The 16290-nt window shown below is 34.5% G+C and carries 9 protein-coding genes; 7 read left to right on the top strand and 2 right to left on the bottom strand.

Translation table 11 applies throughout. From position 1 onward, the window contains the following. Positions 1–3 precede the first annotated feature (3 nt). The 6 genes from rplJ (at position 4) to ACNQF9_RS12215 (ending at position 10744) form a co-directional block, all read left to right on the top strand. Positions 4–516, top strand: a complete 513-nt coding sequence (gene rplJ / locus ACNQF9_RS12240) for a 50S ribosomal protein L10 (RefSeq protein WP_416856949.1) — start codon at positions 4–6, stop codon at positions 514–516. Positions 517–606: 90 nt separating this feature from the next. After that, positions 607–975: a 50S ribosomal protein L7/L12 gene (gene rplL / locus ACNQF9_RS12235; RefSeq protein ID WP_039109063.1), complete on the top strand. Its 369-nt coding sequence runs from the start codon at positions 607–609 to the stop codon at positions 973–975. Positions 976–1252: 277 nt separating this feature from the next. Then, on the top strand, positions 1253–5065 hold the full coding sequence (gene rpoB / locus ACNQF9_RS12230; protein ID WP_131992164.1) for a DNA-directed RNA polymerase subunit beta: 3813 nt from the start codon (positions 1253–1255) through the stop codon (positions 5063–5065). 246 nt (positions 5066–5311) lie between these two features. After that, positions 5312–9625, top strand: a complete 4314-nt coding sequence (gene rpoC / locus ACNQF9_RS12225) for a DNA-directed RNA polymerase subunit beta' (RefSeq protein ID WP_417960967.1) — start codon at positions 5312–5314, stop codon at positions 9623–9625. Positions 9626–9628: 3 nt separating this feature from the next. Further along, positions 9629–9940, top strand: coding sequence for a DUF3467 domain-containing protein (locus ACNQF9_RS12220; RefSeq protein ID WP_073354716.1), 312 nt, complete (start codon positions 9629–9631; stop codon positions 9938–9940). Positions 9941–10384: 444 nt separating this feature from the next. After that, on the top strand, positions 10385–10744 hold the full coding sequence (locus tag ACNQF9_RS12215) for a hypothetical protein (RefSeq protein ID WP_417990304.1): 360 nt from the start codon (positions 10385–10387) through the stop codon (positions 10742–10744). 135 nt (positions 10745–10879) lie between these two features. On the opposite strand, the gene ACNQF9_RS12210 is transcribed toward ACNQF9_RS12215, so the two are convergent. Continuing rightward, positions 10880–12469, bottom strand: coding sequence for a peptide chain release factor 3 (locus ACNQF9_RS12210; RefSeq protein ID WP_417961237.1), 1590 nt, complete (start codon positions 12467–12469; stop codon positions 10880–10882). Between the two features lie 188 nt (positions 12470–12657). Further along, positions 12658–14100 carry an alpha-amylase gene (locus tag ACNQF9_RS12205; protein ID WP_417960964.1) on the bottom strand — a complete coding sequence of 481 codons (1443 nt, stop codon included), beginning with the start codon at positions 14098–14100 and terminating at the stop codon, positions 12658–12660. Between the two features lie 722 nt (positions 14101–14822). Between ACNQF9_RS12205 and ACNQF9_RS12200 the strand changes: the two genes are divergently transcribed. Beyond that, positions 14823–16253: a peptidylprolyl isomerase gene (locus tag ACNQF9_RS12200; RefSeq protein ID WP_417960962.1), complete on the top strand. Its 1431-nt coding sequence runs from the start codon at positions 14823–14825 to the stop codon at positions 16251–16253. Positions 16254–16290: the final 37 nt, after the last annotated feature.

Here is a 16290-nt window from a genome sequence, read left to right as displayed (position 1 = left end):
AGTATGACTAGAGAAGAAAAATCAATTGCGATTGAAGTTTTAACTGCACAGTTAGCTGGTACAAACATTGTTTATGTATCTGATATTTCTGGAATGAATGCAGAGGCAACTTCAAACTTGAGAAGAGCTTGCTTTAAAGCAGGTATAAAATTAGAAGTTGTTAAAAATACCTTGCTTGCAAAAGCAATGGAAGCTTCGGCTAATGATTATGGAGAATTGCCTTCAGTTTTGACTGGTAATAGCGCTATATTCATTTCTGAAATAGCAAACGCTCCTGGTAAGATAATCAAGGATTTCAGAAAAAAATCAGCTAAACCTGTATTAAAGGGAGCTTATATTAATGCTGAAGTTTATATTGGAGACGATCAATTAGATGCGTTAGCAACTATTAAATCTAAAGAAGAGCTTATTGGCGAACTTATTGGATTATTGCAGTCACCAGCACAAAGAGTTATATCTGCTCTTCAGAACCAATTTGCAAAAAGCGAAGAAGTTACAGAAGAAGTAGAAGCATAATAAAACTGACTTTACAGTCCTGGTTTTATTTTAAAACGCGCACAATAAATAAATTATATTTTTACAAATCATTTTAAAACGATAGAAAAAATGGCAGATTTGAAACAATTCGCAGAACAATTAGTTAACCTAACGGTAAAAGAAGTTAACGAATTAGCAACAATATTAAAAGATGAGTACGGAATCGAACCAGCTGCTGCAGCTGTAGTAGTTTCAGGTGGTGGTGAAGCTGCGGCTGAAGACGTTCAAACAGAATTTACAGTTGTATTAAAAGCAGCAGGTGCTTCTAAATTAGCAGTTGTAAAATTAGTTAAAGAACTTACAGGTTTAGGTTTGAAAGAAGCTAAAGATGTAGTTGATAGCGCACCAAGTAATGTTAAAGAAGGTGTTTCTAAAGAAGAGGCTGAAGGGCTTAAAAAATCTTTAGAAGAAGCTGGAGCTGAGGTTGAACTTAAATAGTTAAACTTGCTTTAAAGAATAAGGTTTAGGTCTTGGGTTTAGTCACCCAATGACCTAAACCATTTTTCGTATAACAAAAGTCTACCATGTGTAATTACACAATAGTCTTTTAAAACAAATTCATTTTACCCATTACGAGGAAAAAAAATTAACAGATAATAAAAAAGTAGTTATCTTAAATTGGTTTTTAAAGATGTAATGGTTGTAAAAAGAAAAGTATAAATAAATCAATATTTATACAAAAAAATTACTTTTTTAATCAAAATTTTGTCCATTGATGATAACAAATCAGACTGAAAGATTGAATTTTGCCTCTACAAAAAATATTCCTGATTATCCGGATTTTCTAGATGTTCAGGTTAAATCGTTTAAAGATTTTTTTCAATTAGAAACTAAATCTGACGAAAGAGGCGACGAAGGGCTATACAATACCTTCATGGAAAATTTCCCAATTACTGATACAAGAAATAACTTTGTATTGGAATTTCTTGATTATTTTGTAGATCCACCACGTTACACAATTCAAGAATGTATAGAAAGAGGTCTTACCTATAGTGTTCCTTTAAAAGCAAGGTTAAAACTATATTGTACTGATCCAGAACATGAAGATTTTGAAACTATTGTTCAAGATGTTTATCTTGGTACAATTCCTTATATGACACCAAGCGGTACCTTTGTTATTAACGGTGCTGAGCGTGTAGTTGTTTCGCAATTGCATAGATCTCCAGGTGTTTTCTTTGGTCAATCGTTCCATGCAAATGGTACAAAATTGTATTCTGCCAGAGTAATTCCTTTTAAAGGTTCTTGGATAGAATTTTCTACAGATATTAATAGCGTAATGTATGCGTATATCGATAGAAAGAAAAAATTACCAGTTACTACTCTTTTTAGAGCAATTGGTTTTGAAAGAGATAAAGATATTTTAGAAATTTTTGATCTTGCTGAAGAAATTAAGGTTTCTAAGACAGGTCTTAAAAAATATATCGGTAGAAAGTTAGCTGCTCGTGTGTTGAATACATGGCATGAAGATTTTGTGGATGAAGATACTGGTGAAGTAGTTTCTATCGAACGTAACGAAATAATCCTTGATAGAGATACGATTATCGACAAAGATAATGTGGAAGAAATCATTGATTCTAACGTTAAATCTATTTTGTTGCACAAAGAAGATGCTAATCAAGGTGATTATGCGATCATTCACAACACGCTACAAAAAGATCCAACAAATTCTGAAAAAGAGGCTGTTGAACACATCTACAGACAACTGCGTAACGCTGAACCGCCTGATGAAGAAACGGCTCGTGGGATCATTGATAAATTATTTTTCTCTGATCAACGCTACAACTTAGGGGAAGTAGGTCGTTATAGAATTAATAAAAAATTAGGATTAGATACTCCAATGGAAAAGCAAGTCTTGACCAAAGAAGATATCATAACTATCGTGAAGTATTTGATTGAATTGATCAACTCTAAAGCAGAGATTGATGATATTGATCACTTATCAAACCGTCGTGTAAGAACAGTTGGAGAACAATTGTCTCAACAATTCGGTGTTGGTTTAGCACGTATGGCTAGAACTATTCGTGAGAGAATGAACGTTAGAGATAACGAGGTGTTTACACCAATAGATTTGATTAATGCTAAAACATTATCCTCTGTTATCAACTCTTTCTTTGGAACAAACCAGTTGTCTCAGTTTATGGATCAAACGAATCCACTTGCCGAGATTACGCACAAAAGAAGATTATCTGCACTAGGACCAGGTGGACTTTCGAGAGAAAGAGCCGGTTTTGAGGTACGTGACGTTCACTATACGCATTACGGACGTTTATGTCCAATTGAAACTCCAGAGGGACCAAACATTGGTTTGATTTCATCTCTTGGTGTTTATGCTAAAGTAAACGGAATGGGTTTCATAGAAACGCCGTACCGTAAAGTAACTAACGGAACTGTAGATTTAGTGTCTACTCCGGTTTACTTAAGCGCAGAGGAAGAAGAAGGAATGATGATTGCTCAGGCAAATATTCAAATGGATGCTACTGGAAAAATTACTGCCGAAGACGTAATTGCACGTCAAGAAGGTGATTTCCCGGTAATTGAACCAACACGTGTAGATTATACAGATGTTGCTCCAAACCAGATTGCTTCTATCTCTGCTTCTTTGATTCCTTTCTTAGAACATGATGATGCGAATAGAGCCCTGATGGGATCTAACATGATGCGTCAGGCCGTACCATTGATTCGTCCTGAAGCGCCAATTGTTGGAACTGGTTTAGAGCGTCAAGTTGCTTCTGACTCTAGAGTTTTAATTAACGCTGAAGGAGATGGAGTTATTGAATATGTAGATGCAAATATTATCACTATCAAATACGATCGTTCTGAGGAAGAAAGAATGGTAAGTTTTGAGCCTGATGAAAAAACATACAATCTAATTAAATTTAGAAAAACCAATCAAGGTACAAGTATCAACCTTAAACCTATCGTAAGAAAGGGAGACAGAGTGGTTCCTGGACAAGTATTATCAGAAGGATATGCAACTCAAAATGGTGAATTAGCTTTAGGTAGAAACCTAAAAGTTGCCTTTATGCCATGGAAAGGATACAACTTCGAGGATGCGATTGTAATTTCTGAAAAAGTAGTTCGTGACGATATTTTTACCTCTATTCACGTGGATGATTATTCATTAGAAGTTAGAGATACTAAATTAGGTAACGAAGAATTAACGAACGACATACCGAACGTTTCTGAAGAAGCTACTAAAGATTTAGATGAAAATGGAATGATTAGAATTGGAGCCGAGGTTAAACCTGGTGACATTCTTATCGGAAAAATTACTCCAAAAGGGGAATCAGATCCTACACCGGAAGAGAAATTGCTTCGTGCAATCTTCGGGGACAAAGCAGGTGATGTAAAAGATGCTTCATTAAAAGCGTCTCCTTCTTTACATGGTGTTGTTTTAGACAAAAAACTGTTCGCAAGAGCAGTAAAAGATAAACGTAAACGTACGCAGGATAAAGATGCTTTAGGAGCACTTGAAATGGAGTTTGAAGTTAAATTTGTGGAATTAAAAGACAAATTAGTAGAGAAACTTTTCTTGATCGTAAACGGAAAAACATCTCAAGGTGTAATGAATGATTTGGGTGAGGAAGTTTTACCAAAAGGTAAAAAATACACTCAAAAAATGCTTTATGCAGTAGAAGATTTTGCTCACTTAAGTAAAGGTCAATGGGTTGCTGATGATGCAACTAATAAAATGGTTAATGATTTAATTCATAACTATAAAATTAAATTGAACGATTTACAAGGGGCTTTACGTAGAGAGAAATTCACTATTACTGTTGGAGATGAATTGCCAGCAGGAATCTTGAAATTAGCGAAAGTATATATTGCCAAAAAACGTAAGTTGAAAGTTGGGGATAAAATGGCGGGACGTCACGGTAACAAAGGTATCGTTGCTCGTATCGTTCGTCATGAAGATATGCCTTTCCTTGAAGACGGAACGCCAGTTGATATCGTGTTGAACCCACTTGGTGTACCTTCACGTATGAACATTGGTCAAATTTATGAAACGGTATTAGGTTGGGCAGGACAAAACTTGGGTAGAAAATTTGCTACACCAATTTTTGACGGAGCGACTCTTGATCAAATCAATGAATTGACTGACGAAGCTGGAATACCACGTTTTGGACATACACATTTATATGATGGTGGTACAGGAGAGCGTTTCCATCAAGCGGCAACAGTTGGAGTTATCTACATGTTGAAACTTGGACACATGGTTGACGATAAAATGCACGCACGTTCTATAGGTCCATACTCGTTGATTACACAACAACCACTTGGAGGTAAAGCTCAATTTGGAGGGCAACGTTTTGGAGAGATGGAGGTTTGGGCACTTGAAGCGTATGGAGCATCAAGTACACTTAGAGAAATCTTGACTGTGAAGTCTGATGATGTTATCGGTAGAGCTAAAACTTACGAAGCAATCGTTAAGGGGGAATCTATGCCAGAACCAGGATTACCGGAATCATTTAATGTATTAATGCATGAATTGAAAGGTCTTGGACTTGACATTCGTTTAGAAGAATAAATAATAATTTGTCAGAGGTAGAGCCGTTCATTGTAACGTCTCTACTTTGGCATTTATATAAGTTTTTAGGATTTATACCCGTAACCCGTTCCGATTTTTTATTTAGACCCAATAGGTTTTATAAATAGCACTTCAAAAATTGTATTTGAAGTTTAGAGAAGTAATTCGAGGTAATAGTTTAATGATTAAAGAAAATCATAAATCTACAATCAATTTTTAATTGCAAATAAATCAAGAGTAAAAACTATGATGAATAATAGAAATAATAACAATAAAGATAAAAACCCTGTAAAAAGGTTTAATAAAATCTCCATAGGACTTGCTTCTCCTGAATCGATCTTGAAAGAATCAAGAGGTGAAGTATTGAAGCCAGAAACGATCAACTACAGAACGCACAAACCGGAGCGTGATGGACTTTTCTGTGAACGTATTTTTGGACCAGTAAAGGATTTTGAATGTGCTTGTGGTAAATATAAAAGAATACGTTACAAAGGGATCATCTGTGACCGTTGTGGTGTAGAAGTAACGGAGAAAAAAGTACGTAGAGACAGAGTAGGTCATATCAATCTTGTTGTGCCAATTGCTCATATCTGGTATTTCCGTTCGCTTCCAAACAAAATTGGTTATATCCTTGGTCTTCCATCTAAGAAATTAGATATGATTATTTACTACGAAAGATACGTAGTAATCCAAGCTGGTATCGCTAAAAATGCAGAAGGTGAATCGTTGCAAAGACTAGACTTTTTGACAGAAGAAGAATATTTAAATATTTTAGATACACTTCCTGCTGACAATCAGTATCTTGATGATTTTGATCCTAATAAATTTGTTGCCAAAATGGGAGCAGAGTGTATTATGGATTTATTGGCGCGAATTGATCTCGATGCCTTGTCTTACCAATTGAGACACAATGCTAACAATGAAACGTCTAAACAACGTAAAACTGAAGCGTTAAAAAGATTACAAGTTGTGGAATCTTTCCGTGAGTCTAACTTGAACCGTGAGAATCGTCCGGAATGGATGATTATGAAAGTGGTACCCGTTATCCCACCAGAATTACGTCCGCTTGTGCCACTTGATGGAGGTCGTTTTGCAACTTCAGATTTAAATGATTTATATCGTCGTGTAATTATACGCAACAACCGTTTGAAAAGATTAATGGAGATTAAAGCTCCAGAAGTTATCTTAAGAAACGAAAAACGTATGTTGCAGGAATCTGTAGATTCACTTTTCGATAATACGCGTAAAGCTTCTGCAGTTAAAACAGAATCAAACAGACCATTAAAATCATTATCTGATTCCCTTAAAGGTAAACAAGGACGTTTCCGTCAAAATTTACTTGGAAAACGTGTGGATTATTCTGCTCGTTCGGTAATTGTTGTTGGACCAGAATTGAAATTATCTGAGTGTGGTATCCCAAAAGATATGGCAGCAGAATTATACAAACCTTTCGTTATCCGTAAATTGATAGAAAGAGGAATTGTAAAAACGGTAAAATCAGCTAAGAAAATAATAGATAAGAAAGAGCCTGTAGTTTGGGATATCCTTGAAAATGTAATTAAAGGCCACCCAATATTACTGAATCGTGCTCCTACTTTGCACAGATTAGGTATCCAAGCATTCCAACCAAAATTAATTGAAGGAAAAGCAATCCAATTGCACCCTTTAGTTTGTACGGCTTTTAATGCGGATTTTGATGGGGATCAAATGGCAGTTCACTTACCATTAGGACCTGAAGCTATTTTGGAAGCACAACTATTAATGTTGGGTTCTCACAATATTTTGAATCCTGCAAATGGTGCTCCAATCACGGTACCTTCTCAGGATATGGTTTTGGGTCTATATTATATGACCAAAGAACGTTTGTCTACTCCTGAGCTTAAAATTTTAGGAGAAGGAATCACTTTTTATTCTGCTGAAGAAGTAAATATTGCTTTGAATGAAGGCAGATTAGAATTGAATGCTCGTGTGAAAATTAGAGCAAAACATTTTAATGAAGCAGGTGACTTGGTGTTCCAAATCATACAAACTACTGCAGGTCGTGTATTATTTAATGAAGTAGTACCGGAAGCAGCTGGATATATCAATGATGTATTGACTAAGAAAAACCTTAGAGATATTATCGGACACGTTTTAAGCGCTACCGATGTACCTACCACTGCGGCTTTCTTGGATAACATGAAAGATATGGGTTACAAATTTGCCTTCAAAGGTGGTTTGTCATTCTCTCTAGGTGATATTAGAATTCCAGATCAGAAACCTAAATTAATTGCGGATGCCAGAGAACAAGTTCAAGGTATTTCTGCTAATTATAACATGGGTCTTATCACTAATAACGAACGTTACAACCAAGTTATTGATGTATGGACATCAGCAAATGCACAACTTACAGAGTTAGCAATGAAAAACATTAGAGAAGACCAGCAAGGTTTCAACTCGGTGTATATGATGCTTGATTCTGGAGCAAGGGGTTCCAAAGAACAAATTCGTCAGTTGACCGGTATGCGTGGTTTGATGGCTAAGCCAAAAAAATCTACTGCTGGTGGTGGTGAAATTATTGAGAACCCGATTCTTTCTAACTTTAAAGAAGGGCTGTCTATCCTTGAGTACTTTATCTCTACTCACGGTGCGCGTAAAGGTCTTGCGGATACGGCTTTGAAAACGGCCGATGCAGGATATTTAACAAGAAGATTGCATGATGTATCTCAAGATGTTATTGTGAACATTGATGATTGTGGTACACTTAGAGGTGTTGAAGTATCAGCATTGAAGAAAAATGAGGAAATAGTTGAGACTTTAGGAGAAAGAATTTTAGGGCGTGTTGCATTGCAAGATGTAATAAATCCTTTGACAAATGATGTACTAGTACGTTCAGGTGAGCAAATCACAGAGGCATTGATGAAACAAATTGAAGCTTCTCCAATTGAGAAAGTAGAAGTTCGTTCACCTCTTGTTTGTGAAGCATTGAAAGGAATTTGTGCTAAATGTTACGGTAGAAATTTAGCTACTGGAAAAATGACTCAACGAGGAGAAGCTGTTGGTGTTATTGCAGCCCAATCTATTGGAGAGCCCGGAACACAATTAACATTACGTACATTCCACGTTGGTGGGGTTGCGGGTGGTATATCTGAAGAGTCTAGTATTGTTACCAAATTTAACGGTAAACTAGAAATTGAAGATTTAAAAACGGTTAAGGGAGAAGATAGTGAAGGTAATGCAGTTGATATTGTAGTATCTCGTTCTACTGAATTGAAATTAATCGATGAAAGAACAGGTATTTTATTAAGTACCAATAACATCCCTTACGGTTCCAGTATCTTTGTTAAAGACGGTCAGTCTGTTGCTAAAGGTGATGTGATTTGTAAATGGGATCCCTATAATGGAGTTATTGTTTCTGAATTTACCGGTAAAATTGCTTACGAAGAGTTAGAGCAAGGTCAATCATTCATGGTTGAAATTGATGAGCAAACTGGTTTCCAAGAAAAAGTAATTTCTGAATCTAGAGCTAAAAAATTAATTCCTACTTTATTGGTTTACGGTAAAGACAATGAATTGATTCGTTCGTATAACTTACCAGTTGGAGCCCACTTGATGGTTGAAAACGGGGAGAAAATTAAAGCAGGTAAGGTATTGGTAAAAATTCCTCGTCGTTCTTCTAAATCAGGAGATATTACAGGAGGTTTGCCAAGAATTACAGAGTTGTTAGAAGCTCGTAATCCTTCAAACCCAGCTGTTGTTTCTGAAATCGATGGTGTTGTTTCTTTTGGAAAAATCAAAAGAGGAAACCGTGAGATTGTTATCGAATCTAAATTTGGGGACATTAGAAAATACTTGGTTAAATTATCAAGCCAAATTCTTGTTCAAGAAAATGACTTTGTAAGAGCAGGGGTGCCATTATCTGATGGTGCAATTACTCCGGATGATATTTTAAGAATTCAAGGACCAGCAGCTGTTCAACAGTATTTGGTAAATGAAATTCAAGAAGTATACCGTTTGCAAGGGGTGAAAATCAACGACAAACACTTTGAAGTAGTAATACGTCAAATGATGCGTAAAGTAAGAGTTCAAGATCCAGGTGATACTTTATTCCTAGAAGATCAATTGATTCATACGAAAGATTTTATCGTTCAAAATGATAAATTATATGGTATGAAAGTAGTGGAAGATGCTGGAGATTCTAGTGCTTTAAAAGAAGGACAAATTATTACGCCTCGTGAATTGCGTGATGAAAATTCTCTTTTGAAACGCACAGATAAAAATCTTGTTGTGGCTCGTGATGTTGTTACTGCAACTGCAACACCAGTTTTACAAGGTATTACAAGAGCATCGCTTCAAACGAAATCGTTTATATCAGCTGCTTCTTTCCAAGAAACGACTAAAGTATTGAATGAAGCTGCTGTTGCAGGTAAAATCGATTACTTAGAAGGATTGAAAGAAAATGTAATTGTTGGACATAGAATCCCTGCCGGAACGGGTATGAGAGAATATGACCATACAATTGTAGGATCAAAAGAAGATTACAATGATATGATGGCTAACAAAGAGGAATATATTTATTAAGATATGAGTAATTCTAATCAACAACAAGAGCAAATTAATATAGAGTTAGACGAAAAAATTGCAGAAGGAATTTATTCTAATTTGGCAATTATTAATCATTCCTCGTCAGAGTTTGTTTTAGATTTTGTAAGTATCATGCCAGGTATACCTAAAGCTAAGGTAAAATCAAGAATAGTCTTGACGCCACAGCATGCTAAAAGATTGTTGAAAGCAATTGGGGAAAATATTCACCGTTTTGAAGTCGCTCATGGCGAAATAAAAGATACTGAACAAGCGCCAATTCCGCTTAATTTTGGTCCTGCGGGACAAGCATAATATTTTTAAAGGCTCCAGAAATGGAGCCTTTTTTATTTATAGAATAATATAAAGAATGGATATTAGCACTTCTATTATTATTGTTTATAATCTAAAAGTAATTTTTTTACAATTTTCCTACATTGTATAAATCAAATTTGAGGCTCAAAATTCATTACAATTTTGGGTATTTACAAATCGATATAGTGTTTAAGTCGAGTGTCACTTTCTATTTCTGCTCGACTACCTATTTTCTTCCTAATAAGCCTTTTGTTATTTGCTATCAATAGGTTTTCAGCAATTCAAGATTAACATAGCGTTAAGTCTACGGGGTAAACAACAAATTTGCGCTTTAAACGATTATAATGGTCATTCATCGGAAATGTTTTTTGTTCGATTTTAATTGATATACTTTCGTTCTCGGAATAGAAGAACAAGTTCTATTTATCATAAAAACAAATTAGTATGAAATATTTTTCTTTTAAAGCAAATAAAAAAAACGTGATAAACAGTTTAATTTTGTTTGTTTTTATTTTAGTATCTAATACTGCTGTTTTTGCTCAAACTACAAAAACTGTTGTTGAAGTAAATACAATTGATGGTACTACTATTACAAAACAAGAAAACGTTTCAGCCGTTTCATCTTCTAATACTATGAATTTTGTATTGTGGTTTATGGGTTCTAAACAAGATCCAAACAGTACAATAGCAACAGAAGGGACTACTACTAAAAAACAAGTTATTACTTCAGGTACAGCTCCAAATCGTTTGTTAATCAAAGCTTTTTTGAAAAAAGCAGTGAATTTGGAAAGTATGATTGCTTAGGTTTAAATGGATTTTCATAATTATACAAAAAAACGCTAATTTAAAAAATTAGCGTTTTTTTGTATAATTATTTTTCTAGTTTTAATTTTTTGTATGGTCAGTTGTCCATCAGGAATAATTATCTAATCCAAACGGTTATTCGAATTCTGAAGTGAAGAATAGTTTGACATTTGGATATTTATTTTGTGTCATTTGAATGGTAAAATCCGAATCCGCTAGGAATACTAATTGTCCGTATTTATCATGTGCCAGGAATTTCTGTTTTATTCTTCTAAACTCTTTGAATTCATCGCTTTTTAAATCGTTGGGTTTTACCCAACATGCTTTGTGTACCGGGAAATTTTCATACGTACATTTTGCACCGTATTCATGTTCTAAACGATATTGGATAACTTCGTATTGAAGAGCTCCAACAGTTCCGATAATTTTTCGGTTATTCATTTCAAGAGTGAATAACTGTGCAACACCTTCATCCATTAACTGATCAATTCCTTTGTCTAATTGTTTGGCTTTCATCGGATCAGCATTGTTGATGTACCTGAAATGTTCCGGAGAGAAGCTCGGGATTCCTTTAAAACTCATGATTTCTCCTTCGGTTAAAGTATCACCAATTTTGAAATTTCCGGTATCGTGTAAACCTACAATATCACCAGGATAAGAAATGTCGACAATTTCTTTCTTTTCAGCAAAGAAAGCATTTGGACTAGAAAATTTTAAATTCTTTTTTTGACGTACGTGGTAATACGGTTTGTTTCTTTCAAAAGTTCCTGATACAATTTTTATAAAAGCCAAACGGTCTCTGTGTTTTGGATCCATATTAGCGTGGATTTTAAAAACAAATCCCGTCATTTTTTCTTCTTTTGGATCTACTAATCGCGTTTCCGAATCTTTTGGTCTGGGTGATGGCGCAATTTGAACAAAACAATCCAATAGTTCTCTAACTCCAAAATTATTCAACGCCGAACCAAAAAATACAGGTTGTAATTTCCCGTCTAAATAATCCTGTCGATCAAATTTTGGATATACTTCATCTATTAATTCTAATTCTTCCCGCAATCGATCAGCAGGTTTTTGACCGATGATTTTCTCTAATTCAGGATTTTGGACATCAGAAAATGCAATGGTCTCTTCAATATTTTTGCGATTGTCACCACTAAATAAGTTGATATTTTGTTCCCATAAATTATAAATCCCTTGAAAGTCATACCCCATTCCTATTGGAAAACTTAGCGGAGTAACTGTTAAACCCAGTTTTTGTTCCACTTCATCCATCAAGTCAAAAGCATCTTTTCCTTCTCGGTCTAATTTATTGATGAATACAATTATTGGAATTTTACGCATTCTACAAACGGCTACTAACTTTTCCGTTTGTTCCTCAACACCTTTGGCAACGTCAACCACAACAATAACGCTATCCACAGCAGTTAAGGTTCTAAACGTATCCTCAGCAAAATCCTTGTGTCCAGGAGTATCAAGAATGTTAATTTTTTTGTCTTTATAATTGAATGCTAAAACGGATGTAGAAACCGAAATTCCTCTCTGGCGTTCAATTTCCATAAAGTCACTGGTAGCCCCTTTTTTAATTTTATTATTCTTTACAGCACCTGCTTCTTGAATTGCACCACCAAAGAGGAGGAGTTTCTCAGTAAGTGTTGTTTTTCCGGCATCAGGATGTGATATAATTCCGAAAGTTCTTCTGCGTTGTATTTCTTCTAAAAAGCCCATATTTATATAAATAGCTTGCAAAAGTACTATTTATAAATGCCAATTAAAAAAATACTATACGCTAAATGGATTTGGTGTGTTTTGAAGTCGTAATTCTGACAAATTTTGAATCGATATTAGAATTGTCTGTGATGCTTTTAGATGAAAAGAAAGGCTGCCTTTTCAGGCAGCCTTTGAAATATTGTTTACTACATGTTTATCGACCAAACGGAATAGCCATTTGGAGGGCATTGAATTTTTACCCATTTGTCTGCTTGTGTTGTTGGTAACCAAGTCGAGTTTCCGGTAAAATCTTTAATTTGGGCATTGACCCAGTTGGTTTGAATCCATCTTTCTTGCCAGGTTGATGAGTTGTTAAGGTAAACTACCAGTCCGGGGTTTCCGTTGTAGCCGTTTCTTCGGGCAATATATTCATCAGTATCGGTATATAGGATTGAGGTGGTCCCGGTCCCTTTATTATTATGAATCCAAATAAGGTTATCCATCTTTGTTTTATTCAACCATTCTTCATAGTCTCTGTAAAATATAGTTGGATATCCCTCGTGAGTCAAAATATAAGCGTAGGCTAACTCTTTCTTCCAAATTTCATCGGTGTCATGGTTAGAGACAAAAGTAACCGCTTTGTACGGGTTTCTTTTCCACATCATGTCATCATTCAATATGTTTAGATTGTTTCCGTCAAAAGCATCATTCATTTTATAATAACAGGCAAAATCAAACACCGAACTGTTTGCATTATTTGCCCACCATTCTAATGTGTTTACATTAGCGTCCCAATACTCACCAACTGAGAAACCACCTACATTAGCATTCCAATCTTTCACTACCCAAGGACCAAATCCCTTAACGTAATCAAATCTCCAGCCATCGAATTTCATTGTGTTCTTATAGTATTTCCCCACACCATCTGTTCTTTTCCAAAGCCAGTCTTGTACATTTGGCACCACATGGGCTAAGTCAGGAAAACCACCGAAAGCTCCTTCATCATTATTACCGTACGAATTTTTATAAAAATCAGCACTAGTTCTGGGGAATTTACCAGAAGCAACACCGGTGAAATTAGTATACGTTTGTGTTCCCGTAAAAGGATTGTTTTCTAACTGTCCGCCACTATTGTGATTGAGTACCATATCAGCATATACCTGCATATTTTCAATGTGTACTTTAGTAATTAGACTTTCAAGTTCCGTACGGGAACCAAATCTTGTTTCTATTGTTCCATTTTGATTGTAATTTCCAAAGTCAAAATAGTCGGTAGGATCGTAACCCATAGAAAAGGCTCCGTTTTGTGCTTTTGAAACTGGAGGGAGCCAGATGGAACCAATACCAGCATTAGACCAAGCAGTTATCTTGGTGTTTACAGTATTCCACCACGTTCCGCCCGCTGGCACATCCCAGTAAAAAGCTTGCATCATGACACCACCTCCGGGATTTGCCACGTATTTACTTGTTGCCGTATTTGAATGCTTGCCTGTGCTGAATGGATGGCCATCATGATGGGTTACATTAATAACTTTAAATTGCGCAGCAGCTTCTGTTGAATTGGTAATTAAATCATCATTTGAATTGCACGAGCAAAAGCCAACGAGTAATAGTGAGACTAAATGGGTTTTGAAATTTTGTTTTTTCATAAAAAATAATTTAGGTTAGATAATAGATTGGGTTTAAGTAGTACTAAATAAAATAGATATAGAGTAAGATTGTGAGAGATTTATTTTTATTATAATCAAAATAAATGAATCAAATAGGTGTTGTAAATTTAATTTTTTAGTTGTTTTTTTAGTAAAAATCTATTTTTTTAGCTAATTTATATAATTTATTACGTTAAGATCACAAGAAATTTTTTAATTTATAACGATAACGTTGTAGTGTTCACAACTTTTTTAGTAGAGCATTAAAAACTTGAACCTTAATATTTATTATTTGCATTTTATTGTTCCTGATTTTTAAGGGAGTGCGTCATTTTTTGGCATTTAAAAGCAACAGCATATTTTACTAAAAATCGATATATTTAACAACAGAATGAGTTTCTGTAATTGCGATTCAATAAATCACAAGCAATATTTAATTATTTACGTTTTATATTTCGTCTCGTTACGGTTTTCAATGCTTATCGGATCAATGAATAAACGGTCATATAATTTTTTGTTAATACTAGTTGCGAAACTTGTTTAATGTAATTGAATTGTTATTTTTGTTCGTTTTAAATTTAAAGAAAGGTTGTCACTTGTATTATAAAATTGACTTCACTTCTTGATTCTTAAAGTGTATATTTGCCCAAATTATTTAGATTCATCATTCTATAAATGGATCTAAAATAAAGATTCGTCACAAAAAAATATAAATTATAATAATGCCAACAAATAAAATTCAAATGAAATCTATTAATAATAGAATTGTATTTACTTTTTTTCTTTTGCTATTCACAAGTGTTTTCACAAATGCGCAAGAAATTATTAAGGATTCAGTGATTGCTCCAATTATTAAAATTCAAACTACTGGAAAACAAAAAATTGATGGTGTTATTGCTACCGTAGGAGACTATATTATATTAGATTCGGATATCGATAAATCATATCTTGAAATTTCTACTCAAGGGGGTTCAGTAAAAGACATCACCAGATGCCAGATGTTAGGCAAATTATTAGAAGACAAGTTATATGCACATCAGGCAATTCAAGATAGTATTGTAGTAACAGATGCTGAAATAAAAGGAATGATGGAAGATCGATTGAACTATATGATAGAGCAAATTGGATCTTTAGAAAAAGTAATTCAGTACTATAAAAAAGATTCTGAAGAAGAATTTAGAACTTATTTCTCTGATATTTTAAAAGAAGGGAAGTTAAGTACTGAAATGAGAAATAAAATTATTGCAGATGTAGAAATTACTCCTGAAGAAGTACGTAATTACTTTAAAACAATCCCCAAAGCGGATCTTCCGTATTTTGGTGTGGAGTTAGAAGTAGCACAAATTGTTGTCACTCCCAAAGTTTCTGCGGCTGATAAACAAAAAGTGATTGATAAATTAAATGGTTTCAAGAAAGAAATAGAAGAAGGTTCCAGTTTTTCCACTAAAGCTGTTTTGTATTCTCAGGATCCCGGATCTAGAGCTAATGGAGGTTTTTATAAAATGAATCGAAAAACACCATTTGTAAAAGAATTTAAGGACGTTGCTTTTAGTTTAGCGGAAGGTGAAATTTCAGCTCCTTTTGAAACGGACTTTGGTTTTCATATCATTTATGTGGAAAAAATAAAAGGCCAAGAAGTCGAGTTGCGTCATATATTGTTATCGCCAACTGTAACGGATGAGGCGCTTAATGAAGCCAAAGAAAAAATCACTTTAATCAGAAAGAGAATCGAAGACAAAGAGATTACGTTTGCGGAAGCAGCCAGAACAATCTCTGATGAAAAAGAAACCCGAGCGAATGGGGGTGCCTTAATCAATCCAAAAACACAAGATACTCGTTTTGAATTGACTAAAATGGATCCGGCTTTTTACAGTCAAGTTTCTAATTTGAAAGAAAATGAAATCTCGGCTCCAATACTAGATCAAGGCGAAGAGGGTAAGAAGAAATTTAAATTGATAACAGTTACCAATAGAATTGATGAACATGCAGCAGATTACGCAAATGATTATATCAAAATTAAAGATTTAGCTTTGAAAGACAAACAAATCACTGCAATTGGAAAATGGTTTAACGAAAAAATAAAAGAAACGTATATTAAAATTATTGGGGAATATAGAGATTGTGACTTTACAAACAATTGGTTAAAAAAGTAATTTTTTATTTTCGTAAGGTTTAATGAATATTTTTTAG

The organism is Flavobacterium amylolyticum, from assembly GCF_048284335.1.
Lineage (GTDB): Bacteria > Bacteroidota > Bacteroidia > Flavobacteriales > Flavobacteriaceae > Flavobacterium.
This window is presented reverse-complemented; position numbering and strand designations above follow the sequence as displayed.

Bases quoted from the DNA above. Each gene is read 5' to 3' on its own strand.
- rplJ (WP_416856949.1), top strand. From the start codon at position 4: ATGACTAGAGAAGAAAAATCAATTGCGATTGAAGTTTTAACTGCACAG.
- rplL (WP_039109063.1), top strand. From the start codon at position 607: ATGGCAGATTTGAAACAATTCGCAGAACAATTAGTTAACCTAACGGTA.
- rpoB (WP_131992164.1), top strand. From the start codon at position 1,253: ATGATAACAAATCAGACTGAAAGATTGAATTTTGCCTCTACAAAAAAT.
- rpoC (WP_417960967.1), top strand. From the start codon at position 5,312: ATGATGAATAATAGAAATAATAACAATAAAGATAAAAACCCTGTAAAA.
- ACNQF9_RS12220 (WP_073354716.1), top strand. From the start codon at position 9,629: ATGAGTAATTCTAATCAACAACAAGAGCAAATTAATATAGAGTTAGAC.
- ACNQF9_RS12215 (WP_417990304.1), top strand. From the start codon at position 10,385: ATGAAATATTTTTCTTTTAAAGCAAATAAAAAAAACGTGATAAACAGT.
- ACNQF9_RS12210 (WP_417961237.1), bottom strand. From the start codon at position 12,469: ATGGGCTTTTTAGAAGAAATACAACGCAGAAGAACTTTCGGAATTATA.
- ACNQF9_RS12205 (WP_417960964.1), bottom strand. From the start codon at position 14,100: ATGAAAAAACAAAATTTCAAAACCCATTTAGTCTCACTATTACTCGTT.
- ACNQF9_RS12200 (WP_417960962.1), top strand. From the start codon at position 14,823: ATGCCAACAAATAAAATTCAAATGAAATCTATTAATAATAGAATTGTA.